The organism is Streptomyces sp. JH34 (assembly GCF_029428875.1).
Taxonomy (GTDB): domain Bacteria; phylum Actinomycetota; class Actinomycetes; order Streptomycetales; family Streptomycetaceae; genus Streptomyces.
Map to the genome: position 1 here is coordinate 3601092 of NZ_JAJSOO010000001.1, position 24731 is coordinate 3625822.

At 69.4% G+C, this 24731-nt stretch carries 20 protein-coding genes and 1 pseudogene; 8 read left to right on the forward strand and 13 right to left on the reverse strand.

Annotation, left to right across the window (positions count from 1 at the left end; all coding sequences use genetic code 11):
• Window positions 1-9 precede the first annotated feature (9 nt).
• A complete protein-coding gene (locus LWJ43_RS16005) occupies window positions 10-249 on the reverse strand; it encodes a hypothetical protein (protein WP_277332917.1) in 240 nt (79 codons plus the stop codon).
• Window positions 250-294: 45 nt separating this feature from the next.
• On the opposite strand from LWJ43_RS16005, the gene LWJ43_RS16010 reads away from it, so the two are divergent.
• A complete protein-coding gene (locus LWJ43_RS16010) occupies window positions 295-1206 on the forward strand; it encodes an LLM class flavin-dependent oxidoreductase (RefSeq protein WP_277332918.1) in 912 nt (303 codons plus the stop codon).
• A 190-nt stretch (window positions 1207-1396) separates the two neighbouring features.
• Window positions 1397-2239, forward strand: a complete 843-nt coding sequence (locus LWJ43_RS16015) for a Cof-type HAD-IIB family hydrolase (RefSeq protein ID WP_277332919.1) — start codon at window positions 1397-1399, stop codon at window positions 2237-2239.
• A gap of 123 nt (window positions 2240-2362) precedes the next feature.
• On the opposite strand, the gene LWJ43_RS16020 is transcribed toward LWJ43_RS16015, so the two are convergent.
• From LWJ43_RS16020 to hisC, 5 genes are all read right to left on the reverse strand, one after another.
• The gene (locus tag LWJ43_RS16020) at window positions 2363-4072 is read right to left on the reverse strand and encodes a sensor histidine kinase (RefSeq protein ID WP_277332920.1); all 1710 of its coding nucleotides are present in this window, start codon (window positions 4070-4072) and stop codon (window positions 2363-2365) included.
• A 62-nt stretch (window positions 4073-4134) separates the two neighbouring features.
• Window positions 4135-7713, reverse strand: a complete 3579-nt coding sequence (gene cydD, locus LWJ43_RS16025) for a thiol reductant ABC exporter subunit CydD (RefSeq protein WP_277332921.1) — start codon at window positions 7711-7713, stop codon at window positions 4135-4137.
• Window positions 7714-7757: 44 nt separating this feature from the next.
• On the reverse strand, window positions 7758-8759 hold the full coding sequence (cydB, locus tag LWJ43_RS16030; protein ID WP_277332922.1) for a cytochrome d ubiquinol oxidase subunit II: 1002 nt from the start codon (window positions 8757-8759) through the stop codon (window positions 7758-7760).
• Window positions 8760-8778: 19 nt separating this feature from the next.
• Window positions 8779-10287, reverse strand: coding sequence for a cytochrome ubiquinol oxidase subunit I (locus LWJ43_RS16035; RefSeq protein ID WP_277332923.1), 1509 nt, complete (start codon window positions 10285-10287; stop codon window positions 8779-8781).
• Between the two features lie 297 nt (window positions 10288-10584).
• Window positions 10585-11664: a histidinol-phosphate transaminase gene (gene hisC / locus LWJ43_RS16040; RefSeq protein WP_277332924.1), complete on the reverse strand. Its 1080-nt coding sequence runs from the start codon at window positions 11662-11664 to the stop codon at window positions 10585-10587.
• A gap of 414 nt (window positions 11665-12078) precedes the next feature.
• On the opposite strand from hisC, the gene LWJ43_RS16045 reads away from it, so the two are divergent.
• The 3 genes from LWJ43_RS16045 to LWJ43_RS16055 all read left to right on the forward strand — a co-directional run bounded on the left by LWJ43_RS16045 (window position 12079) and on the right by LWJ43_RS16055 (window position 15430).
• On the forward strand, window positions 12079-13191 hold the full coding sequence (locus LWJ43_RS16045; protein ID WP_109881920.1) for a LacI family DNA-binding transcriptional regulator: 1113 nt from the start codon (window positions 12079-12081) through the stop codon (window positions 13189-13191).
• Window positions 13192-13365: 174 nt separating this feature from the next.
• Window positions 13366-14424 carry a metallophosphoesterase gene (locus LWJ43_RS16050; RefSeq protein ID WP_277332925.1) on the forward strand — a complete coding sequence of 353 codons (1059 nt, stop codon included), beginning with the start codon at window positions 13366-13368 and terminating at the stop codon, window positions 14422-14424.
• A gap of 181 nt (window positions 14425-14605) precedes the next feature.
• Complete coding sequence (locus LWJ43_RS16055; protein WP_277332926.1) at window positions 14606-15430, forward strand: hypothetical protein; 825 nt, start codon at window positions 14606-14608, stop codon at window positions 15428-15430.
• A gap of 57 nt (window positions 15431-15487) precedes the next feature.
• Here the strand turns inward: LWJ43_RS16055 and LWJ43_RS16060 are convergent, their stop codons facing one another.
• From LWJ43_RS16060 to thiC, 3 genes and pseudogenes are all read right to left on the reverse strand, one after another.
• Window positions 15488-15649, reverse strand: coding sequence for a hypothetical protein (locus LWJ43_RS16060; protein ID WP_277332927.1), 162 nt, complete (start codon window positions 15647-15649; stop codon window positions 15488-15490).
• 66 nt (window positions 15650-15715) lie between these two features.
• Window positions 15716-17071, reverse strand: coding sequence for a hypothetical protein (locus LWJ43_RS16065; protein ID WP_277332928.1), 1356 nt, complete (start codon window positions 17069-17071; stop codon window positions 15716-15718).
• Window positions 17072-17295: 224 nt separating this feature from the next.
• Window positions 17296-19153: pseudogene (gene thiC / locus LWJ43_RS16070) on the reverse strand (phosphomethylpyrimidine synthase ThiC).
• 197 nt (window positions 19154-19350) lie between these two features.
• Here thiC and LWJ43_RS16075 point away from each other — a divergent pair.
• Window positions 19351-20706: a YibE/F family protein gene (locus LWJ43_RS16075; RefSeq protein ID WP_277332929.1), complete on the forward strand. Its 1356-nt coding sequence runs from the start codon at window positions 19351-19353 to the stop codon at window positions 20704-20706.
• Between the two features lie 63 nt (window positions 20707-20769).
• Here the strand turns inward: LWJ43_RS16075 and LWJ43_RS16080 are convergent, their stop codons facing one another.
• From LWJ43_RS16080 to LWJ43_RS16095, 4 genes are all read right to left on the reverse strand, one after another.
• Window positions 20770-21207 (reverse strand): SsgA family sporulation/cell division regulator, encoded by a 438-nt coding sequence (locus tag LWJ43_RS16080; protein ID WP_030123081.1) that lies wholly within the window; start codon window positions 21205-21207, stop codon window positions 20770-20772.
• A 101-nt stretch (window positions 21208-21308) separates the two neighbouring features.
• Entirely contained in the window at window positions 21309-22076 is a 768-nt protein-coding gene (locus LWJ43_RS16085; RefSeq protein ID WP_277332930.1) for an IclR family transcriptional regulator, read from the reverse strand.
• 287 nt (window positions 22077-22363) lie between these two features.
• Complete coding sequence (locus tag LWJ43_RS16090; RefSeq protein ID WP_277332931.1) at window positions 22364-22579, reverse strand: DUF5326 family protein; 216 nt, start codon at window positions 22577-22579, stop codon at window positions 22364-22366.
• Between the two features lie 157 nt (window positions 22580-22736).
• Complete coding sequence (locus LWJ43_RS16095) at window positions 22737-23054, reverse strand: cupin domain-containing protein (protein WP_277332932.1); 318 nt, start codon at window positions 23052-23054, stop codon at window positions 22737-22739.
• Window positions 23055-23132: 78 nt separating this feature from the next.
• Here LWJ43_RS16095 and LWJ43_RS16100 point away from each other — a divergent pair, with 78 nt between their 5' ends.
• Together LWJ43_RS16100 and LWJ43_RS16105 are read left to right on the forward strand one after the other, a co-directional pair.
• The gene (locus LWJ43_RS16100; protein WP_277332933.1) at window positions 23133-23510 is read left to right on the forward strand and encodes a phage holin family protein; all 378 of its coding nucleotides are present in this window, start codon (window positions 23133-23135) and stop codon (window positions 23508-23510) included.
• Between the two features lie 63 nt (window positions 23511-23573).
• Window positions 23574-24698 carry a cystathionine gamma-lyase gene (locus LWJ43_RS16105; RefSeq protein ID WP_277332934.1) on the forward strand — a complete coding sequence of 375 codons (1125 nt, stop codon included), beginning with the start codon at window positions 23574-23576 and terminating at the stop codon, window positions 24696-24698.
• The last annotated feature ends 33 nt before the right edge of the window (window positions 24699-24731 follow it).

A 24731-nucleotide genomic window follows, 5' to 3' on the forward strand; every position in this document is an offset into this window, starting at 1 on the left:
CGATGGGAATCAGCGTCCCGTTCCCGTCAGGCCCGCGCGCGGGCCGTCGAGGTTCATGACGGGCTGGAGGGACAGTGTGGAGTTCGCGTGGAACAGGGGCTCCAAGGTCGGTGGCATCTGGGCGGCGTCCTGCATGTCGAACACCATGAGGCAGGCCCGCCGGCCGTTCTGGAGGGTGCAGTAGGCCGCTTCGGGCTTGAGCTGCTCGACGACCCCGCCGGAGGCGTTCGTCCCACGCCCGTCGCTCACCGGCGGCCGACAGGCTCCTCGGAGGACCGCCGTAGAGTCGTGACCATGACCTCCTCCCGTCGACTGAGCACCGTGATCCTGCCCATCCACCGCTGGAACCAGGGCGGCCGGCCGCTGTGGGTACGCGCCGAGGAGCTGGGCTTCCACGCGGCCTACACCTACGACCACCTGGCCTGGCGGACGTTCCGCGACGGCCCGTGGTTCGGAGCCGTACCTACTCTGACGGCGGCTGCCGCGGCCACTGAGCGGCTGCGTCTGGGCACGCTCGTGACCTCGCCCAACTTCCGGCACCCGGTGACGCTCGCGAAGGAGCTCATCACCCTGGACGACGTCTCCGACGGACGGATCACACTCGGGATCGGAGCCGGCGGAAACGGGTTCGACGCCACCACCCTGCGGGGGAGCACCGAGGAGCCGTGGACCCCGCGTGAACGCGCCGACCACTTCGAGGAGTTCGTCCCGCTGCTCGACCGGCTGCTGCGGGAGCCGACCGTCACGCAGGAAGGCCGGTTCTACAGCGCGAACGAGGCCCGGAACATCCCCGGCTGCGTACAGCGTCCCCGGCTGCCGTTCGCCGTAGCCGCGACCGGACCGCGCGGGATGAAGCTCGCCGCCCGGCACGGCCAGGCCTGGGTGACGACGGGCGACCCGAAACTCTACGAATCCGGGACACCCGTTCAGTCCGTGGAAGCCGTACGCGGCCAGATCGCACGGCTCGGCGCGGCCTGCGAGGAAGCCGGCCGCGACGTCTCCGGACTCGACAAGATCCTGCTGACCGGATTCACCCCCGGCAGCCCCCTGGAGTCCCTCGACGCGTTCGTGGACTTCGCGGGAACGCACTTCGAGCTCGGATTCACCGAGATCGTCGTCCACTGGCCCGTGCCGGACTCCGTCTTCGCCCTGGACACCCAGGTGTTCGAGCGGATCGCCACCGAGGCCCTGGCCCAGGTGGCCTGACCGCTCGCGTCCCCGCCTCCGGGCGGGGGCGGGGACACCACGGACGGCCGGACAACGCCTCAGGCACAGAGAATTCGCCCGTCGCGGCCTTTGGCATATGCATCTGTCATGTACCGCAGCTCAGCGGCTCGCGCTCTCAGATGTGCGCCCCTCTGCACGCCCGTGCGACTCCGTACGGGAGAATGACGGGGTGACCTCAGCTATCGACTCGCCTCTGCCTGCCGTGACCCGGCTGATCGCCACCGATCTGGACGGCACCCTCCTTCGCGAGGACAAGACCCTGTCGGACCGCACGACAGCCGCACTGGCGGCCGCGGAGGAGGCGGGGATCGAGGTCTTCTTCGTCACCGGGAGGCCCGCCCGCTGGATGGACGTCGTCAGCCCGCACGTGCAGGGCCACGGCATGGCGATCTGCGCCAACGGGGCAGCCGTCGCCGACCTCCGCGACGGCGGACTCCTCCAGGTGTATCCGCTGGACCGTGCGATCGCCCTGGCCGTGGTCGACACCCTGCGCGAGGCGGCTCCCGGAGTCTCCTTCGCCGTCGAGCTGGCCACCGGCATCCACTACGAACCTGCCTACCCGCCGTTCCACATGGACCCGGGCGCCACGGTCGCCGTCGCGGAGAAGCTGCTCCACGAGGAGGTACCGGGCACCGGGACGCCGGTCCTGAAGGTTCTCGCCCACCACCCCGAACTCGCCCCGGACGCCTTCCTCTCGCTGGCCCGGGACATCGCCGGGGACCGTGTGGCGTTCACCCGGTCCAGCCCCACCGCGCTGCTGGAGATCAGCGGGCTCGGGGTCTCCAAGGCCGCCACGCTCGCCGCCTGCTGCGCGGAGCGCGGGATCTCGCCGGACGAGGTCGTCGCGTTCGGGGACATGCCCAACGATGTGGAGATGCTGAGCTGGGCCGGTGCGTCCTTCGCCATGGGCAACGCCCATCCGGCCGCCGTGGCAGCGGCATCCGGCGTGACGCTGACGAACGACGAGGACGGTGTCGCGGTCGTGATCGAGCGGATCCTCGCCACGCGCTGAGGGCACGCTCGGCCCGCACGCCGCGGCCACACGCCGGGACGGGACGCCGGACGGCTGTCCCCGCGCCGCCCGTCCTCCGACGGTCCCGCGAAGCGCCGACCGCCGGAGGTGCGGCCCGTGCCGTCAGAGCGGGACCTCCCAGGTGACTGTCGTGCCGCTGCCGCTGCCCTGGCCGGCCCCCGGCCCGAACCAGCTCGCACCGCCGAGCGACTCGGCCCGCCTGGCGAGGTTGCGCAGTCCGCTGCGCCGCCCGCCGTCCGGGATCCCCACCCCGTCGTCGGCGACCGTCAGCCGCACCGCGTCCCTCCCGTCCGGCAGAACCGCCGTCGCGTCCACCGTCACCTCGACGCGCGAGGCCCTCGCGTGACGGAACGTGTTGGACAGCGCCTCACGCAGGGCCGCGATGAGGTTCTTTCCCGCGAGCTCCCCCACCAGCGAGTCGACCGGGCCCAGGAAGCGATGCGCGGGCATGAAGCCCAGAGGGACCGCGGCCATGTTGATCTCCCGCAGCACCCTGGTCCGCAGTCCCGACGGCGCCTCCGCCGGTTCCTGCTGCAGCGCGAAGATGGCGGTGCGGATCTCCTGGATGGTCACGTCCAGTTCGTCGACGGCCCGTCCGATGCCGGCCTGCACCGTGGGGACCGGGGAGCGCCGCTGCGCCCCCTCCAGCATGATCCCGGTGGCGAACAGGCGCTGGATGACCAGATCGTGGAGGTCACGGGCGATCCGGTCGCGGTCCTCGTAGACGGCGAGCCTCTCCCGGTCTCGCTGCGCCTCGGCCAGCTTCAGAGCCAGTGCGGCCTGCGCGGCGAAGTGGGTGGCCAGCGTCCGCTCGGCCCGGGTGAACGGCCGGCCGCCCCGAACCCGAGGGATGGACAGGGCTCCGAGCACCCGGCCACCGCTGCGCAGGGGGAGCAGCATGTGCGGACCGAACTGATCGGCCAGCCTGGTGACCAGCCGGGGGTCGGTCGCCGAGTCGTCCAGGAACACCTCCTCACCCCGGAGGAGCGCGGCGACCACGGGGCTCTGCGGCGGGATGATCACTCCGAGGGACGCGGAAGGCCTGTCTCCCGCAACGGCGACGATCTCCAGGCCTCCCCCCTCAGCCGGCAACAGCACGATGCCGACCACGGCGTCGGCCAGACGGCGCGCCTGTTCGGCGACGACGGCGAGTGCCTCGTCGGCGTCCCCGCCCGAGAGGAGAGCGGTGGTGACGGCTACCGAACCTTCGATCCACTGTTCACGCCTGCGGGCCGCCTCGTACGTCCGCGCGTGCCCGATGGCTATCCCCGCCTCCGTGGCAAGCACGCGCAGCACGTGCAGTTCGTCTTCGCCGAACGCGTCCCCGCCCTGTTTCTCCGCCACGTGGAGATTGCCGACGATCTGGCCCTGGACCCGGATCGGGACCCCGAGGAAGGTGCGCATCCTCGGGTGGACCGCCGGGAATCCGGCGAAGCGCGGGTCTGCCTGCAGATCCTCGGACCGGATGGACGCCCCCTCCTGGATCAGCGCGCCCAGCAGCCCGGTGTGCCCGTCGGGCGGGCGGCCGATCGCCCGGGCGTTCTCCTCGGACATCCCGAAAGTGACGAATTCGCAGAGAGGTTCGCCCGGCGCCTCCACGACGCCGATGGCCGCGTAGCGGGCGTGGGCGAGTTCGGCGGCGGTCTCACAGATGCGCTCGAGGGTGGAGTGGAGTTCGAGGCCCGTTCCGACGGACCTCGTCGCCTCCAGGAGGTGTGGCACGCGTGCGGTCAGCTCGGCGGAGAGCCCCCGCAGACTCCCGGGGGTCTGCCGCACGGCTCCGGGCGTGTCCTTCGGATCAGGCTCGGGCATGATCCGAGCCTAATGAGCGCCTCATGGTCCGGAAAGTCGGAATTCGAAGCAGCCGGCCGACGTCAGCCCCGCGCGGACACCGCCCCTGTCCGGACCGGCTCCGCATCCAGCGGCTCCTGTTCCCGTTCGAGCATCCGCCGCAGCGGACCGTCCTGTTCGGCCAGAGTGGCGTACGGCCCCTGCTGCACCACACACCCGCCGTCCAGAACCAGCACCTCGTCGACCGCTTCGAGTCCGACCAGCCGATGGGTGATCAGGACGGTCGTACGTCCCTCGGTGGCGGCCAGCAGGTCGGCGGTCAGGGCGTCCGCCGTCTCCAGGTCGAGGTGTTCCGCGGGCTCGTCGAGCACGAGCACGGGGAAGTCGGCGAGGAGCGCACGGGCCAGCGCCAGCCGCTGTCGCTGACCGCCGGACAACCGGGCCCCGTGTTCGCCCACCAGCGTGTCGAGGCCGTCGGGCAGAGATCGGGTCCAGTCCAGCAGCCTGGCCGCGGCGAGGGCCTCCCGCAGTCGGGCGTCGGTGGCACCGGTGCGGGCGAGCCGCAGGTTCTCACGGATGGAACTGTCGAAGACGTGAGCGTCCTGGGCGCAGAGCCCGACGAAGGTCCGGACCGTGTCGCCGTCCAGCGCGGAGGCTTCCGTGCCGCCGAGACGGTAGGTCCCCTCCCGGGCGTCCAGGAAGCGGAGCAGGACCTGGGCGAGTGTGGTCTTTCCCGAACCCGACGGCCCCACGACAGCGACCCGCTTGCCGGCGTGCAGCGTCAGATCCAGCGAGTGCAGCGCATCGCGCTCCGCCCCTTCGTACCGGGCGGACAGCCCGCGCACGTCGAGCGGGAAGGGGGAGGCGGGCACGTCAGCCGGCTCGGCCGGCTCCTCGACCTGCACGGGGGCGTCCAGCACTTCGAAGACCCGCCCCGCGCTGCGCTCGACCCGCTGCCTGTACTGCACCGCGAGCGGCAGTCCCGTCACCGCCTCGAAGGCGGCGAGGGGCGTGAGGACGACCACGGCGAGTTCCACACCCGCCAGCCGTCCGTCCGACACCGCTGGCAGCGCGAAGATCGCCGCGCCCACGACGGTGAGCCCACAGATCAGGGCCGAGAGCCCGCCGCCCAGCGCGGTGGCGGCCGCCGCTCGCGAGGCGATCCGTGTGAGGACGCCGTCCGCCGTGCGCACCCGCTCCCTGCGGGCGGGCAGCGCACCCGCGACGGTGAGCTCGGCCGTCCCGCCGAGCAGGTCGGCGACACGGACGGCCAGCGCGGACCGGGCGGGCGCCAGTTGGCGCTCGGCACGGCGGGCGCAGACGGCGCTGAGCCACGGCACGCCGACGCCCGCGAGGAGCAGTCCGGCGGCGAGGACCGTGCCCGCCTCCGGAAGCATCCAGCCGGTGAAGGCCACCGCCCCGGCCCCCACCGCCAGCGCGGTTCCGACGGGCAGCAGCCACCGCAGCCAGTAGTCCTGCAGCGCGTCCACATCGGAGACCAGCCGGGACAGCAGGTCTCCACGGCGCGTGGTCCGGAGACCGGCGGGCGCCACACGCTCCAGGCCGCGGTACACGGCCACCCTGAGCTCGGCGAGCATCCTGAGCACCGCGTCGTGGGACACCAGCCGCTCCGCATAGCGGAAGACGGCCCGGCCGATACCGAAGGCCCGCGTGGCGGTCACCGCGACCATCAGATAGAGCACCGGAGGCTGCTCCGAGGCGCGTGAGATCAGCCATCCGGAGACGGCCATGAGACCGACGGACGACCCCACGGCGAGGCTGCCCAGCAGAAGAGCCAGTCCCAGCTTCCCGTGCTGGGAACCGGCGGCCTCCCTGACCCGGGCGAGCACACGGCCGCCGGCCCTGGGAGCGGTGTACCTGAGCAGCGCGGCGGTGTCCTCGATCAGTGCGGGCTCCACCCCGCCCGGCCGCGTGTCGCCGTCCCGGAACGCCGGACCGGCATCGGAGGAGTCCGGGGCACCCGGGGCAGTCGCACCGCCCGGGGCCTTACCCTCCGGCAGCCCGCCCGGACCCGGTTCCAGCGCCACCACCCGGTCCGCGACCGAGAGGAGTGCCGGCCGGTGGACGACCAGCAGCACGGTGCGGCCTCGGGCCAGCCTCCGTACCGCGTCGACGATGCCCGCCTCCGTCTCGCCGTCCAGACTCGCCGTCGGTTCGTCGAGCAGCAGCAGAGGCCGGTCGGCGAGGAAGGCCCTCGCCAGTGCGAGCCGCTGTCGCTGGCCCGCGGAGAGACCGGCGCCGTCCTCGCCGAGCTGCGTTGCGGCGCCTTCGGGCAACGCGACCACGAAGTCGTACGCCCCTGCCTCCCGCAGCGCGGCCACGACTGCCTCGTCGTCAGCGTCGGGGCGGGCCAGCCGGACGTTGTCCGCGATCGATCCGGCGAAGAGATGGGGCCGCTGGGGCACCCACGCGATCTGCTCGCGCCAGCGTTCCGGGGAGAGGTCGGACAGATCGGTCCCACCGATCCGCACCCGTCCCTCGTCCGGCCTCGTGAACCCCAGCACCACGCTGAGGAGCGTGGACTTGCCGACCCCGCTGGGACCGGTCAGGGCGACGGTCTCCCCGGGCTCCACCACCAGGGAGGCGGCATCCAGCGAGGGCTCGGTCCGTCCCTGGTGCCGGACCGTCACGCCGTCCAGTTCCAGCCGCAACTGCTGCGGAACGTCCTGGGAGCCGCCCGCCACAGGCTCGGTCTCCAGCACCTCGAAGATCTCCTCCGCGGCGGAGAGCCCCTCCGCGGCCGCGTGGTACTGGGCACCGACCTGGCGGATCGGCAGATAGGCCTCCGGTGCCAGGATGAGCACCACCAGCCCCGTGTACAGGTCGAGCTCACCGTGGACGAGGCGCATCCCGATCGTCACCGCGACCAGCGCCACGGAGAGAGTCGCCAGCAACTCCAGGGCGAAGGAGGACAGGAATGCGATCCGGAGGGTCTTCAGCGTGGCCCGGCGGTACTGCGAGGTGATGCTGCGGATCGATTCGGCCTGCGCCTTGGCCCGGCCGAAGACCTTCAGCGTGGGAAGTCCGGCGACCACGTCGAGGAAGTGCCCGGAGAGCCGTGACAGCAGCTTCCACTGGCGGTCCATCCGGGACTGGGTGGCCCATCCGATCAGAATCATGAAGAGCGGAATCAGCGGAAGGGTCACCACGACGATCGCCGCGGAGACCCAGTCCTCGGTGACGATCCGGGCCAGGACCGCCACCGGAACCACGACCGCGAGACCCAGCTGCGGGAGGTAGCGCGAGAAGTAGTCGTCGAGGGCGTCGACGCCTCGCGTGGCCAACGCGATGAGCGACCCGGTGCGCTGCCCGCCGAGCCAGTCCGGCCCCAGCTCGGAGGCCCGTTCCGTGAGCCGGCCGCGCAGCTCCGACTTGACCGCGGCACTCGCCCTGTACGCGGCCAGTTCGGTCAGCCAGGCCACGCCCGCCCGCCCCAGTGCCACGGCGGCGAGCAGGAGCAGCGGCGTGCGGAGTCCGGCGACGGACAGCCCGTCCTCGAACCCGCCCACCACCACCTCGGCGACGAGCATGGCCTGGACGATGACCAGACCGGCCCCCACCAGCCCCAGCGCCACCACGGCCGCGAGGAAGAAGCGGGTGGCCCGGGCGTACCGGAGCAGACGCGGGTCGATCGGTTTCACGTGAAACAGCTCCCCAGTGAGCTCATGTCATTGACTCGGCCGGTTCAGTGCGCGTCAGCGATGTGGTGCGTGCCGATGCGCTTCCGGAACACCCAGTACGTCCAGCCCTGGTACAGCATCACGACCGGAGCCGCGATACCGGCGCACCAGGTCATGATCTTCAGGGTGTAGGGGCTGGACGACGCGTTGGAGACCGTGAGGTTCCAGGTCTCGTTCAGCGAGGACGGCATGACGTTCGGGAAGAGCGTCAGGAAGAGCATCGCGACGGCCGCGGCGATGGTCACTCCGGAGAACGCGAAGGACCAGCCCTCACGACCCGCCGAGACGGCACCGATGGCGAGGACCAGCGACACCACGGCGATGATCATCGCGACGAGGCTCCGGGCGTTGCCGTTGTCCGCCTGGGTCCATACGAGGAAGCCCAGCGCGAGCACCGCGGTGGCCAGGCCCAGCTTGACGGCCAGCCCACGGGCCCGCCCCCTGATGTCCCCCACGGTCTTGAGCGCGGCGAACACCGCTCCGTGGAAGGTGAAGAGGAACAGCGTCACCAGCCCGCCCAGGATGGCGTACGGGTTGAGCAGGTCCCAGAGGTTGCCGACGTACTCCATGTCGGCGTCGATCTTCACGCCGCGGACGATGTTGCCGAAGGCCACGCCCCAGAGAACGGCCGGGATCAGCGAGGTCCAGAAGATCGCGTGCTCCCAGTTCGCCTGCCAGCGCTCCTCGGGCCGCTTCGCCCTGTACTCGAACGCCACCCCGCGCACGATCAGGCAGAGCAGGATCAGCAGCAGCGGCAGGTAGAAGCCGGAGAACAAGGTGGCGTACCACTCGGGGAAGGCAGCGAAGGTCGCGCCGCCCGCGCTGAGCAGCCACACCTCGTTCCCGTCCCAGACCGGCCCGATCGTGTTGATCAGGACCCGGCGCTCCTTTCGGTCACGGGCCAGCAGCTTGGTGAGGACACCGATACCGAAGTCGAATCCCTCCAGGAAGAAGTAGCCGATCCACAGGAAGGCTATGAGCACGAACCAGACGTCGTGGAGTTCCATCTCTCAGCTCCGCTTGATCTCAGTAGGAGAAGGCCATCGGCCGGTCGGCGTCCTGATCGTGACCGCCGATCCGGGTGGGCGGGTTGAGGTCGGCCTCGGTGAGCTCGGGCGGTCCGGCCTTGACGTACTTGAGGAGGAGCTTGACCTCGATGACGGCAAGCACCGCGTAGAGCGCCGTGAAGCCGATCATGGAGGTCAGGATCTCGCCCTGCGAGACCCCCGGGGAGACGGCGTCGCGGGTCTGGAACACCCCGTACACCACCCAGGGCTGCCGCCCCATCTCGGTGAAGATCCAGCCCCAGGAGTTGGCGATCAGCGGGAAGAGCATGGTCCACAGGGCTGTGATCCAGTACAGCTTGGCGAGCTTCGGGCTCAGCACCTTGTTCCTGAACAGGACGAGGTTCGGCACCTCGTCCTCGCCGGTGCGCAGCGCCGGTGGCAACAGGAACTTCCGCCGCGTCAGCCACAGCCCGAACAGTCCGAGCCCGAACGACGCCATGCCGAAGCCGATCATCCAGCGGAAGCTCCAGAAGGCGACCGGGATGTTGGGACGGTAGTCACCGGGTCCGTAGGTCTCCTGCAGTTCCTTGTTGATGTCGTTGATGCCCGGGACGTGCGAGGTGAAGGTGTTGTCCGCGAGGAACGAGAGCACTCCGGGTATGGAGACCTCCACGTCGTTGTGCCCCTCGGCGACATCACCGACCGCGAAGAGCGAGAAGGGGGCTCCGTCCTCGCCCTCCCACAGCGCCTCCGCCGCGGCCATCTTCATCGGCTGCTGCTTGAACATCACCTTGCCGAGGGTGTCTCCGCTGACCGCGGTGAGCATGCCTGCGGCCACCACCGTGACCAGCCCGACCCGCAGCGAGGTGCGCATCACCCGGATGTGCTTCTTGCGGGCCAGGTGGAAGGCGGAGATGCCGACCATGAAGGCGCCGCCGACGAGGAAGGCCGCCGTGATGGTGTGGAAGAACTGGGTGAGCGCGGTGTCCTGGGTGAGCACCTTCCAGAAGTCGGTGAGCTCGGCACGGCCGCGCTCCTCGTTGATCCGGTAGCCGACCGGATGCTGCATCCAGGAGTTGGCGGCCAGGATGAAGAAGGTCGAGAGGATCGTGCCGATGGACACCATCCATATGCAGGCGAGATGGATCTTCTTCGGCAGCTTGTCCCAGCCGAAGATCCACAGCCCGATGAAGGTGGACTCGAAGAAGAAGGCGATGAGCGCCTCGAAGGCGAGTGGGGCGCCGAAGACGTCACCGACGAACCGCGAGTAGTCGGACCAGTTCATCCCGAACTGGAACTCCTGGACGATGCCGGTGACCACGCCCATGGCGATGTTGATCAGGAACAGCTTGCCCCAGAACTTGGTCGCCCTGAGGTACTTCTCGTTGTCCGTGCGCACCCAGGCGGTCTGCAGGCCGGCGGTGAGCGCGGCGAGAGAGATCGTCAGGGGGACGAACAGGAAGTGGTAGACGGTGGTGATGCCGAACTGCCATCGCGCCAGGGTCTCTGGTGCCAGAGCCAGGTCCACGACTCTTCTCCTTACGTCGCCGTGATCACAGCCGCAGGTCGCCCGGTCGAAACCACCCGATCGCGGGAGGTAACGGGCGCGCTTGTGAACGCGTTCACATTCACAAGCATTATTGCGCACATGTCTTCGAAGCCATCTGGTGGGGGGTGGTTTCCGGCCGACCCGGTCGGGCCAGGCGAAACCGGACACGCCCCTCAGGTGTGGGCCCGGCGGCCCGGCGCGGGAACAGCGGTGGCCCCGCACCTCGGGCGATCGAGGTACGGGGCCACCGGGCGGAGCCGCGACACGGCCTCGCGGCTACAGCTCCTGGCGGAAGGACTCCGCGACCTTCAGGAACACGTCGTTGGCCTCGGCCTCCCCGATCGTGACCCGCACACCCTCACCCGCGAAGGGCCGCACGACCACGCCCGCGCGCTCACAGACGCCTGCGAAGTCGAGCGTGCGGTCCCCGAGCCTCAGCCAGACGAAGTTCGCCTGGGACTCCGGCACGGTCCAGCCCTGCCGCGCGAGCCCGTCGTACACCCGGGAACGCTCGCCGACCAGCGATCCGACCCGCCCCAGCAGCTCGTCCTCGGCCCGGAGGGAGGCCACGGCGGCGTCCTGGGCGACCTGGCTGACGCCGAAGGGGACGGCGGTCTTGCGCAGCGCCGCCGCCACGGGCTCGTGCGCCACCGCGAAGCCGACCCGCAGGCCCGCGAGACCGTAGGCCTTGGAGAAGGTCCGGAGCACCGCGACGTTGGGCCGGTCCCGGTAGATCTCGATGCCGTCCGGCACGTCGGCGTCCCGGATGAACTCCCTGTACGCCTCGTCGAGCACGACCAGCACATCGTCCGGGACGCGGTCCAGGAACCGCTCCAGCTCCGCCCGGCGCACCACCGTGCCGGTCGGGTTGTTCGGGTTGCAGACGAAGATCATCCGCGTCCGGTCGGTGACCGCGTCGGCCATGGCGTCGAGATCGTGCACCTCACCGCCGGTCAGCGGCACCTTGACCGACGTAGCACCACTGATCTGCGTGATGATCGGGTACGCCTCGAACGAGCGCCAGGCATAGATGACCTCGTCCCCCGGGCCCGACGTGGCCTGGAGCAGCTGCTGGGCGACACCGACCGAGCCCGTCCCGGTGGCCAGATGGGAGACCGGCACGCCGAAGCGGTCGGCCAGCTCGTTCATCAGGCCGGTGCAGGCCATGTCCGGGTACCGGTTGAAGGCGGCGGCCGCGGAGAGCACCGACTCCATGACTCCGGGCAACGGGGGATACGGGTTCTCGTTGGAGGACAGCTTGAAGGCAACCGGTCCCTCCGCGGACGCCGGCTTGCCCGGCACATACGCAGGGACGCCGTCCAGCTCGGCGCGCAGCTTGGGGCTCGTCTCGCTCACCGCAGGTCCTCCTCGACCATCCGTACACATCAATACTGCTCACCATATGAGGATTGGGCACCTGTGCGAACGGCCAGGATCCGAAATCGCCCTCTCCTGACAGAAAGACCCGGCTTGCACCGCTCCGGCGTGAGTCGGCGGGCGCCTGAGAGGGGGGAGCACTGCACATCTCCCCGCGCGCCGGTCGCTCACTCCGTGGCGCGCATCCCTCGAACAGGTGAGTTGAGACCTCTTCGAGACATGGGCCATTCAGCAGGTACATGCGCGTCGATGCATGACACATTAATACTGACGCCCTCAACGTCCGTGATTACAAAGGCAATTACACCTTTATGATCATGCAGAAACGTGCCTGTCGATGGGTGCATATGCGACCGGCCCTACCCGACATCGGAGCCCTACTATCGGCTCGCCATGACAGCAGCAGGGAAGCACCAGGTGAGCCGGACAGAGACGCCCCGGCGCAGCGGCCGACAGGGACGGGCGGGGATCCGGGACGTAGCCGCGGCGGCCGGAGTCTCCATCACGACCGTTTCCGACGCGCTCAACGGCAAGGGCAGGCTCCCGGACGCCACCCGCAGACATGTCCGCGAGGTCGCCGAGCGACTGGGCTACCGCCCGTCGGCGGCGGCCCGAACCCTCCGTACCGGAAAGTCGGGTCTCATCGGCCTGACCGTGACCACGTACGGGGATGAACCTTTCACCTTCACCGAGTTCGCGTACTTCGCGGAGATGGCGAGAGCGGCCACCTCGGCCGCGCTGGCCCGCGGATACGCCCTCGTGATCCTTCCCGCGACCTCGCGCCACGACGTCTGGTCGAACGTCGCACTCGACGGCACGGTCGTCATCGACCCCTCCGACCAGGACCCGGTCGTCACCGAACTCGTGCGCCAGGGCCTGCCCGTCGTCTCCGACGGACGCCCGGCCGGCACCCTTCCGGTCACCGCCTGGGTCGACAACGACCACCGGGCCGCCGTCCTCGACCTCCTGGACCATCTCGCGGCCGCAGGGGCCCGCCGTATCGGACTGCTGACCGGAACGACCACCGACACGTACACCCGGCTCTCCACCACCGCCTACCTCCACTGGTGCGAGCGGGTCGGTCAGGACCCCGTGTACGAGTCCTATCCGGCTCACGACCCCTGCGCCGGAGCGGTGGCCGCCGACCGCCTCCTCGCCCGCCCGGACCGCCCTGACGCCGTCTACGGGCTCTTCGACCCCAACGGCACGGACCTGCTCGCCGCGGCACGCCGCTACGGCCTGCGGGTCCCGGAGGACCTGCTGCTCGTCTGCTGCAGCGAATCCACCGTGTACGCGTCGACCGAACCCCCCATCACCACGCTCTCGCTGAAGCCCCGCAGGATCGGCACGGCGGTCGTCCAGCTCCTCATCGACGCCATCGAAGGGGTCGAACACGACGGTCCCGTGGAGCAGGTGATACCGACGGAGCTCATCATCCGTACGTCCTCGCAACGGCGTCCACCGCGCACCACGGTCAGCGCTCCGCGATCCCCTGCCGGGGACTGATCGGGCGAATCCGGACCAAACGGCCGATTAACCAGGCGTGCGCACGGATTCACCACCCCTGGTGCGTCACACAGAACGATCCGCATTCCTATGATGGGCGCACGACACCGCGGACAGCCTCTACCAGGCAGGGACCGTCAGGTGTACGGAGGCGCGACGGTGGTGGAGGGGTCGATGACTCAGGGGGCCGGTCAGGAACCCGTGGTGCGGACAGCGACGTTGCGCGACTTCCGCGTACCGCCGTATGCGCAGGTGCCCATGGGGGCGCCCTTGCCGCACCCCGGCAACGTCGCGGTGGGCGACGAACCGCCGGAGGGGTACACCCCCACCGAGCGCGATCTGCCCGTGATCAACCGCGGCGACACCGTCCAGGTGCAGTCCGTTCCGGACGCCCGGCCCGCCGGCGAATCGGGCCGCGGTCCGCTGTTCGTCGTCGGTGACGTCCACGGCTATCTCGACGAGCTGATGGCCGCCCTGGGCGAGCAGGGCCTCGTCGACGCCGACGGCCGGTGGGCGGCCGGCAACGCCAGGCTCTGGTTCCTCGGTGACTTCACCGACCGCGGACCCGACGGCATCGGCGTCATCGACCTCGTCATGCGACTCTCCGCGGAGGCCGCGGCGGCCGGCGGGTACTGCAAGGCCCTCATGGGCAATCACGAACTGCTCCTGCTCGGCGCGAAGAGATTCGCCGACACCCCGGTGAACTCCGGGGCCGGGACGGCGACGTTCCAGGCCGCGTGGCTGCTCAACGGCGGCCAGAAGACGGACATGGAACGGCTCCAGGACGTCCACCTGCAGTGGATGGCCCGGCTCGACGCGGTCGTCGAGGAGGACGGGCATCTGCTCATGCACTCCGACACCACGGCCTACCTCGAATACGGGACCACCATCGAGGACGTCAACGACACGGTGCACGCCATTCTCACGCGGAACGACGCCGACGAGTGCTGGGACCTCTTCCGCAAACTCACGAAGCGGTTCGCCTTCCGTGACGAGGGCGGCGCACAGGCCGTTCGCGAACTGATGGCGACCTACGGCGGGCAGCGCGTCGTCCACGGCCACAGCCCCATCCCGTACCTGCTCGGCGAGGTCGGATCGGAGGAGGGCGAGGACGTCGCACGGCCCGTGGTGGACGGTCCGCACGTCTACGCGGAGGGGCTCGCCATCGCCATGGACGGCGGAGTGACCATGGCCGGAAAGCTGCTGGTCGTCCAACTCCCCCTGCATACGTGACAGTCGTCGGGGAAGGCACCTCACGACTCGACAGCGTCGGCGGGTTGGGCCTATTTCCGGAAACCCCCTGTCACCCTGTGCGGTAGGCGCTCTACCATCGGCGTATCAGTAGCAGGCTCTCCTCCGTTTCCGCCTGATCACCCGGCCGCGCCGCCGGTCAGGCCCTACGGAGCATCGGGGGATGCACATGAAAAGCGCTCCGCACCTGCTGGCCGAGGACCGCCCCGAATACGAGCGGATCCTTGCCGACGCACTGCGTCATGCTCACGAACGACCGGATCTGGACGGAGTGGGCGACCGCCTCAACACGGAACAGCTGCGGACGATGGCGCTCGACGCCACGCCCCTGATAACCGCGGCCGCGGCCACCGAGTACAAGCACTACGTGAAGGTCCGCGCCGAGTCGCGCGGACCGGAGGACCCGGAAACCCACGCCTCCGTCCTCGAACCTGCCACGGACGAGGCCGCTGCCACGGGTGCCGGTACCCTCGCGGTCATCGCCGTCCTGGCTCCCGTCCTCGCGGCCACGGCCGCCTCGATATTCCTGCTGGTCGGGTACTCCATGAAGGCACTCGATCCCGCCCCGGCCTTCGCCGGGACGATGGTCGCCGCCGGGTGGTTCTTCGCTGCCGTCGCCGCCGCCGCCATCCTCGTGGCCGCGATCGGGCTCCTCGTCACCGCCCTGCGCAACGGCGCCAACGCGCTGCCCGCCGTGGACGAGGAGGAGGAACTGCCCGAGGACGTGGCGCGTGCCCGGGAGGCCTGGCGCCACGCCCTGCTGGAGCGCGGCATCCTGCCCTTCCTCCGGGACTCGCTGGCCGACCCGACCGCCGGCCCCGCCTCACGGACGCCGCATCGCTCGGCCGACCGGATACCGAAGATCGGTTACAGCAGACCGGAATTCTCCGGTCCGGGGAACGGCCCCTCGGCCGGCCCCCGTCCGACCTTCACCAGCCCCGACTTCACCAGCCCGGACTTCGGCGGCCCCGAGCACCGGCCGGAGTGACCCGGCAAGGCGACCGCCGTGCCGGGCCGACATCGCTGCGCACGGCAGCCGCCCTCCTCAGCCCTCGGTCACGGTGATCACCAGCGGCCCACCCGGCACGGGTGAGCCGTTGCCGCTGGGATAGCCGTACGGCGATCGCTGACCGGCCACGTCCGTGAGCGTGAAGCCCACCGTGTAGTCCCCCGGGGCCAGCCCGTCGGGCAGTGGCACGCTGAGCACGAGCTCCCCGCTCGGGACCGAGTGGAGCCCACCCGACTCCCCACCGACCGAGGCGCGGTCGGCGTCTTAGATCGTGAGGCTGAACTGACCGATCCCGACGAACGACTTCACATCGAGAGTGAGCCGTACACGCGTCGGCAGCGACGCCGTGGTCACGGTGTTCGTCGCCAGTCGGGCGGAGCTGACCACAGGGGGCTCACCGGCCGCTATCTGCCGGGCGACCAGATCCAGGACCGGCCCGTGGAAGGCCGCGCCGTAGGCCGCCGCGTTCCCGGCGCCGTCGGTGATGCCGATTCCGGTGACGCCGCACTCCCGGGTATGGACGGGCGGCACACTGGCCTTGACCGAGACCGTGCCGTCGGCCGCGACCACCGGGTCCGCCGTGACCGATCCCCCGCAACTCAGCAGCACGGTGACGGACGCGATGCCCGCCCGGGCGCCGACGGGGCGCATGGTGACCGTCAGCGGGGCCATGCCGTTCCAGTTGTTGTACTCCTCCGGACTGACCGAGAAGTCCGTGGCCGAGAGCGTGCTGTTCTGCGTCACGTGCACGGGCCCCTTGGTCAGGCCGCCCGAGGTGCTCACGTTGCCCACGGCGTCGACGAGCTCGACCTCGGTGACGGACCAAGTCCCTGCCGGTGCGCCGACGGGGATGGTGACGTCAACGGTGCAGCTCACGTCCTTCGTGTCGAAAGCAGGCCACTCCCCGCACATGAGGTAGCCGTCCTGATCCGTGACGAGACCGAATCCGGTGACGACCGTGCCCCCTCCCGATCCACGGAGAGTGATCTTCCCTTCGTGGAAACCCGACTCCGCGTCGGTCACGTTGATCCTGTACCGCTTCGTGACGGAGGTCTCGGCGTTGTACCCGTAGTCCTGCTCGTCGTAGTGGAGCGCCAACGAGTTGTGGCCGGGGCCTGTCGCGTCGACCAGTGACCGGGCCTCGAAGTCCGCACCGAATCGGGCGAGCTTCTTCCACCCGAGTGTGAGCCTGCCCCCCTGGTCGTCCTCGGCGGTGAAACGGACGACGGCCCAGCGGGCATCGGGTGCGTCGGAGTACTGCGGCACGCGGAACGCGTGGCTGTAGTCGGCCTTCGCGATCGTGCCACCGGTCGGATCCGCCTCATAGGGCCACCGCGGCTGAAAGCTGAAGCTGATGTCGTGCGGCGCCCCCTTCGGACGTCCGTCGGCAGCCACCTGCTGCACCGTGACGTGCCCGGTCATGTCGGTCGCAGCCGCGTTCACGTCCGCCACGGTCCAGTTGATGTCGACCGTCGCGTCATCCGACGTGGCATCGACTGAATCCGGCGTGACGGAGAGCGCCGTCACACGCAACGGATTTCCCCGCTCCGCCGCCTGTGCGGCCCCCGTTCCGGTCGTCGCGAACAACAGCATTCCGACTGCGGTGGCGATTCCGCGCATCGCCAAAAGTCTCGATTTCTGGCCCATGCCAGCAAGCCCTCCCCGGTTTTCTGCAACATGCGGGCCAGCGGATGCTATCGAGTAGCGCCTCCGAAGAAGGCCCAAGGGGGCAGAGGACACACGCCTGCGGGGCTGCCGGACCGCACCGGTCCCGCAACCCGAGGCGCCGGACGGCGCCGCTCCGGAGGCAGTGGTCCCTTCGGAGCAGCGCCGGCCCGCGGAGGTCAGTCCGCCAGTGGCAGGTACACGCGATTACCGCTCGCTGCGAACTCCTTGGACTTCTCCAGCATCCCCGCCTCGATCTCCTCGTCCGAGGCGGAGGACAGCAGCTCGGGGGCGAACTGCTCGGTGATGCTCCTGCTGATCTTCATCGAGCAGAACTTGGGCCCGCACATCGAGCAGAAGTGCGCCGTCTTCGCCGGCTCGGCCGGCAGCGTCTCGTCGTGGAACTCCCGCGCGGTGTCGGGGTCGAGGGCCAGATTGAACTGGTCCTCCCAGCGGAATTCGAACCTGGCGTCCGAGAGCGCGTCGTCCCACTCCTGCGCCCCGGGGTGCCCCTTGGCGAGATCCGCCGCGTGTGCGGCGATCTTGTACGTGATGACGCCTGTCTTCACGTCGTCACGGTTCGGCAGCCCCAGGTGCTCCTTGGGCGTGACGTAGCAGAGCATGGCCGTCCCCCACCAGGCGATCATCGCCGCGCCGATGCCCGAGGTGATGTGGTCGTACGCGGGGGCCACATCGGTGGTGAGGGGGGCCCAGTGTGTAGAACGGAGCCTCCTCGCAGATCTCCTGCTGGAGGTCGATGTTCTCCTTGATCTTGTGCATCGGGACATGCCCCGGGCCCTCGATCATCGTCTGGACGCCGAACCGCTTGGCGACGGTGTTGAGCTCACCGAGCGTGCGGAGTTCGGCGAACTGCGCCTCGTCGTTCGCGTCCGCGATCGAGCCCGGACGCAGGCCGTCGCCGAGCGAGTACGTCACGTCGTAGGCCGCCAGGATCTCGCAGAGCTCCTCGAAGTGCTCGTACAGGAACGACTCCTTGTGATGCGCCAGGCACCATGCCGCCATGATGGACCCGCCGCGCGAGACGATTCCGGTCTTGCGGCGTGCTGTCAGCGGAACGTACGGCAACCGGACGCCGGCGTGCACCGTCATGTAGTCGACGCCCTGCTCCGCCTGCTCGACGACCGTGTCCTTGTAGATCTCCCACGTCAGCTCCTCGGCCCGGCCGTCGACCTTCTCGAGCGCCTGGTAGAGGGGGACGGTACCGATCGGCACGGGGGAGTTGCGCAGGACCCACTCGCGGGTGGTGTGGATGTTGCGGCCGGTGGAGAGGTCCATGACCGTGTCGGCACCCCACTTGGTGGCCCAGGTCATCTTGTCCACCTCCTCCTCGATGGAGGAGGTGACCGCGGAGTTGCCGATGTTGGCGTTGACCTTCACCAGAAATCGCTTACCGATGATCATCGGCTCGATCTCGGGGTGGTTGACGTTGGCCGGCAGAACCGCCCGGCCCGCGGCTATCTCCTCGCGCACGACCTCGGGTTCGACGTTCTCCCTGATCGCGACGTACTCCATCTCCGGGGTGATATCGCCCCGGCGGGCGTACGCGAGCTGGGTGACGGGCCGGCCGTCACGGCTGCGGCGTGGCTGCCTCGGCCGGCCGGGGAAGACCGCGTCGAGGTTGCGCAGGCCCCCGCGCGGCGAGGTGTGCTTCAGCCCGTCGTCCTCAGGCCTCGCGGGCCGGCCCGCGTACTCCTCGGTGTCTCCGCGGCCGATGATCCAGTTCTCCCGTAGCGGGGCGAGCCCACGGCGCACATCGGTGTCGACGGCGGGATCGCTGTACGGCCCTGACGTGTCGTACAGCGTCACGTCGCTGCCGTTGGTGAGGTGCACCTGACGGACCGGCACCCGGAGATCCGGGCGTGAGCCCTGGACGTAACCCTTGTGCCAGCCGATGGACTTCCGAGCCTCGTCGCTCTCCGTGCCGGCGCTGTCCGCCGGGTTCACGTCGTCCGTCGGGATCCGCGCATTGTGCGCATTCCGTATCGAGGCAGGCGTGCGTGCGTCCGCTGTGGTCATGAGACCTACTCCCTACGCCGGCATTACCCGGTAACAGGTTCGGCGGTCGACGCAGCGTGTTCCGTATGGATGTACGGAGGTCAGCGCCCTCTCAGCCCGGTGCTCCGAGCTCCCGCGTGTACAGATGTGGCTCCACGCTAGCCCCCTTTCTGGCGTGCTGGCCAGAGGGCCTCCCCGGTTCTTGGGATGATCGCCGGGTGACGTCCCCCGGAAGCGCCCCCGAATCCACCGGCCACGCGACAGGCAGCACACAGAGCCATGTGCACGCCCACAGCCACAACCACGGTCCGGCCGCGCCCGTATCCAAGCACCTGCGCAAGGTCATCGCGGCGGTGGTGATTCCCTTCGCGACCGCCGTTCTGGTCGGCCTCGTGGCGTTCTGGCCCGGCGGCGCTCCCGCCCATGAACGCACCGGCGTCGGGTTCGACCGGCAGACCCAGGACGGGCGGGTGACGAAGGTCGTGTCGGTCGACTGCGCCGACGTCAACGCCTCGCAGGTACCGCCGACCGGCGACACCTCGACACCGTCGGGACGGGAGGCCGTCAACGAGCAGTCGGGACAGTGCAAGAAGGCCACCGTCGAAGTGACGACCGGCAAGGACAAGGGCCGTACGTTCGTCGAGGTCGTCCAGCCCGATGCTCCCCGGCAACTGCGCGAGGGCCAGGGCGTGGTCGTGGCGTACGCGCCCGACGCGCCCCGGGACCTGCAGTACTCGGTCACCGATGTGGACCGCACGGTCCCGATGGCGCTGCTCGCCGGGATGTTCGCCCTCGCGGTGGTCGCCGTGGGCAGGCTGCGCGGGCTGATGGCGCTGATCGCTCTCGCCGTCTCCTTCGGCGTGCTGACCCTGTTCATCCTGCCGGCGATCCTTCAGGGATCGAATCCACTGGTCGTGGCGGTGATCGGCTCCAGTGCGATCATGCTGATCGCCCTCTACACCTGCCACGGACTGACGGCCCGCACCTCCGTCGCCGTCATCGGCACGCTCATCTCGCTGCTGCTGATCGGGCTGCTGGGTTCGCTCTTCATCGGGTGGGCCAGCCTGTCCGGGAACACCGATGACAACACCGGCCTCATCCACGGGCTGTATCCGGACATCGACATGAGTGGCCTGCTCCTGGCCGGTGTGATCATCGGCTCGCTCGGCGTACTGGACGACGTGACCGTCACCCAGACGTCAGCGGTCTGGGAACTGCACCAGGCCGACCCGACGATGGGCGTGCGCCGGCTCTACCGCGCGGGCATCCGGATCGGGCGCGACCACATCGCCTCGGTCGTCAACACGCTCGTGCTCGCCTATGCGGGCGCGGCCCTTCCGCTGCTGCTGCTCTTCTCGATCGCGCAGAGCAGCGTGGGCACCGTCGCGAACAGCGAACTGGTCGCGGAGGAGATCGTACGGACGCTGGTCGGATCGATCGGGCTGGTCGCCTCGGTGCCGGTGACGACGGTGCTCGCGGCCCTGGTGGTCTCCGCGGACCGCACGGGGCTCGGCGTGGAAGCCGGAGCTCCCGCACCCGCACGGACCGGGAGGGGACGACGCCGCAAGGCATGAGCCGGGACACCGGACGTATGGACCCGGGTCGCCGGCACTCGGTGTTCAGCCGGATCCTCGTGTTCAGCCGGCGTTCTGTTCCTTGGCGAGGATGCGGCCCAGCGCCTCTTCCAGATTGCCGTCGAAGTCACCCAGCGTGTGCTCCTGCCCGAGTGGGACCAGCTTGTCCGTCCGATCGAGAAAGGCCACAAGAGGTGCCGTGCCGGCCCTGAAGAGCGCTCGGTCCGCGCCGACCTGAAGGCGGATGTGTACATCCGACAGCCCTTCGGGCTCGATCGGGCCGATGTGCACATCGCCGTCACCACTGGGGCTGTTGAGGCCGTCGAGCAGCAGCTCACGGCCGAAGGCCCACGTGACGGGGGCGTCACCGGGCAGGTGGAAGGTCATCCGGATCGCATACGGATCGCTGACCTCGTACCGGAGCTCCACCGGAATACGGAAGGAGAGCTCCTCTGAGACGAGGAAGCTCATCATGACCTCTGCTTGAACCGACTCGCGCATCGTTCAACCCCGCAGTAGATGAAACTGGCCAGGAATGATCCCCCATGGCCCTATTGACGCCATCGTGGTGCACGCGATAGCAGATCACAAGGAGTGATTTTTCAGATACTGATAGAGAACACGAACGAGCGCAAGAGGTCGGTCACTTCGCAGCGTAGTTGTTCGACTGCGGGGAGCAACCGTTCTTCCTGGTGCAGAGGAAGAGAAACAGCCATGGCCGCGACGGCGGAACCGACAGTGATCGGAATGGCCGCACAGACCGTCCCCATGGCGTACTCCTGCCGTTCGACGACAGGTTCGGTACGTTTCATCGATCTCAGCCGGTTCAGCAGCGCCTGACGGTCCCTAACGGAGTACCGCGTCAGCGGCCGGACGGGGTGCCGGTCCAGATGATCCTCGCGCGCACGCTCGTCGAGCTGCCCGAGAAGACACTGCCCGAGGGCGTGGGCGTGGCCCGTCTCGCGGAACGAGGCCCATTCGCGCACCGCGGGGGCGGCAGGAGCGTCGGCAACGGCGACCATCTCGATCTCGCCGTCCTTGTACAGGGCGCAGTACACAGGGGCGCCGATGGCGTGCGCCCAGTGCGCGAGCGAGTCGACGATCACTCCGGGGCGCGGAGTGGCGGGACCTCCACCCAACCGCTCGGCCGCGGCACCGAACAGGAAGACGCCGTTCTCCCTGCGGAGATATCCCTCGTGGGTCAGGGTCCGCAGAAGGTGGTAGGCCGTGGGGAGGGGGAGCCCGGCCTCACGGGCGAGCTGCTTCGCCGGCGCCCCGTCCCGATGGGTACCCACGGCCTCCATAAGTCTCAACGCCCGCTGAACCGAACCGATCAACGTCGGGACAGCGGTACTCGATGCCGTGGTCACAGGTCACCCCCGGGCATGGTGACGGGCCGTCAGCCCTCCCGCGGGGGCCGCCCCCACGGGCCCGCCGCGAGCCTGGGGTCCGGAGACCGGACGGTCGCACAAACCACTGGGCAGGATGGTGACAGACCGTCATTTCCCAGCTGGCGGCAGCGATACGTCACTGTATCCGCACGTTCAGTCACGAGTGAGGTTTCGTCCTTGACTTAGCTCAGCTGGGCTAATCGCCGAATACGTGACCTGTCACCCGCTCCGCGTACACGCTGTGACCACGTGTCCGCGCCGTACTCCTACCAGCCGCCGCCCCCGGACGAGGACGTGAACTTCCGGACGACAAAGATCAGGCCACCCACGAGGACGACGAGCACCAGGACCTTGAACAGCAGCCCGATGACGAAGCCGACCACGCTGGCGATCAGGCCTCCGAACACGACGATCACGATGAGGGGCACCGCGATCCACTTCACCCACCAGGGCATCCCCGCGAAAATCTCCCGCACCGCCATCACCGCTACCTCGTCTCTGTGAGTTCCTGCTCCGATGCTAGAGGCGAGGGGGTGGCCGTCGGGGGCCCGGGAGCCCTTGAAGTCCCCTGAGTGATCCCCTAGGGAACGTCGGGACTCCGGGCTCCCGGTACCGGCGGAGATCATGGGAGACCGACGCTCAGCCCTCCGGCGGGGAGAAGATCACCATCACCCGGAGATCCTCGGTGATGTGGTGGAACTTGTGGGCGACCCCGGCGGGCACGTACACGACGCTCCCCCGTCCCACCTGGGTGGTCTCGGTGCCGACCGTGATCGAGGCCCTGCCGCTGACGACGAAGTACACCTCGTCCTGCTGGTGCGGCTGTTGGGGGTCGAGCGCGCCGGCGTCCAGGGCGTAGAGGCCGACGGACATGTTGCGTTCCCGGACGAACTGCAGATAGGCCCCGTCGTTGGCGGCGCGTTCCGCCTCCAGCTCGTCCAGTCTGAATGCCTTCATCGTCCGTCCGCCCCTCGCGCCTGTGCTCGTACACCCGGCCGGTGCCCGCCACCGATCATGTCTGCCACGATCAGACACATGAAGAATTTCGTAGTCAAGACGATCGCCAACGCGGGTGCGCTGGCCGTGGCCATCTGGCTGCTCCAGGACATCACGCTGACCGGGGACAACACCGGGCGCAAGATCCTCACGCTGATACTGGTGGCGCTGCTCTTCGGCTTGGTGAACTTCCTCGTCAAGCCGGTCGTGAAGCTGCTCACCCTGCCCTTGTTCATCCTGACACTCGGACTGATCACGCTCGTGGTCAACGCCCTGATGCTGATGCTGACCTCCTGGCTCGCCGGCGTCGTCAGTCTGGACTTCCACGTCGACGGCTTCTGGACCGCGGTCCTGGGCGGCCTGATCATCTCGGTCGCTTCCTGGGCGCTCAACGTGATGCTCCCCGACGAGGACTGAACCACCCCCTGATGACACAGTGCGGAGCGGACCGGTGAACACCGGGGAGAGACGAGGTAGGAAATGAGCACCATGGGTGACGGAACACGGGCTGTACGGGCGGGCCTGCCCGAACCGGAACAGTACGAGCCCACTCTCCCCGGTCCGGTCTTCGCCGCGCACTTCCACCTGTCCGGCGAGCCCGTCGGCCCTTACACCTACGGCCGGGAGACGAATCCGACCTGGACCCACCTGGAACGGGCCATCGGCGAGCTGGAGGCACCGGGGGAGGATGTGGAGACGACGGTCTTCGCCTCAGGCATGGCGGCCGTCTCAGCCGTGCTGCTGTCCCAGGCGCGCACCGGCGACGTCGTCGTCCTGCCGGACGACGGGTACCAGGCGCTCCCCCTCGTGCGCGAGCAGCTGGAGGCGTACGGCGTCGAGGTACGCACGGCGCCGACCGGTGGCGACGCCCAGCTGTCGCTCCTGGAGGGCGCCAAGCTGCTGTGGATCGAGACTCCTTCCAACCCCGGGCTCGACGTCTGTGATGTCCGCAGGCTCGTCGAGGCCGCGCACGCCGTGGGCGTCCTGGTCGCGGTCGACAACACCCTGGCCACCTCGCTCGGCCAGCGCCCCCTCGAGCTGGGCGCCGACTTCTCGGTGGCCAGCGACACCAAGGGCCTGACCGGGCACGGTGACCTCCTGCTCGGTCATGTGAGCTGCCGGGACCCGCGGCTCTCGGCAGGGGTACGCCGCTGGCGCAAGGTGGTCGGCGCCATTCCCGGTCCTATGGAGGCCTGGCTCGCACACCGCTCCCTGGCCACCCTGCAACTGCGGATCGACCGCCAGTGCACCACGGCTCTGGCGCTCGCCGAGGCCCTGGCCCGGCGTGCCGACGTGACGGGGCTCCGCTACCCGGGGCTGCCCACCGACCCCTCGTACCCGATCGCTGTACGACAGATGCGGCGCTTCGGCTCGGTGGTCTCCTTCGAGCTGGCGGACGAGCAGACCGCCGAACGCTTCCTGGCCGCACTGCGGCTGGTCGACGACGCGACGAGCTTCGGCGGCGTACGCTCCACCGCCGAGCGGCGGGCACGCTGGGGCGGTGACGCGGTACCGGCCGGCTTCGTCCGGTTCTCGGTAGGCGCCGAGGACCCCGAGGACCTGCTGGCGGACGTGGAGCGGGCGCTGGACACGTCGGTGCGCTGAAGCGTCCGCGTGTGGTCCTGGCAGGGCCGGTCC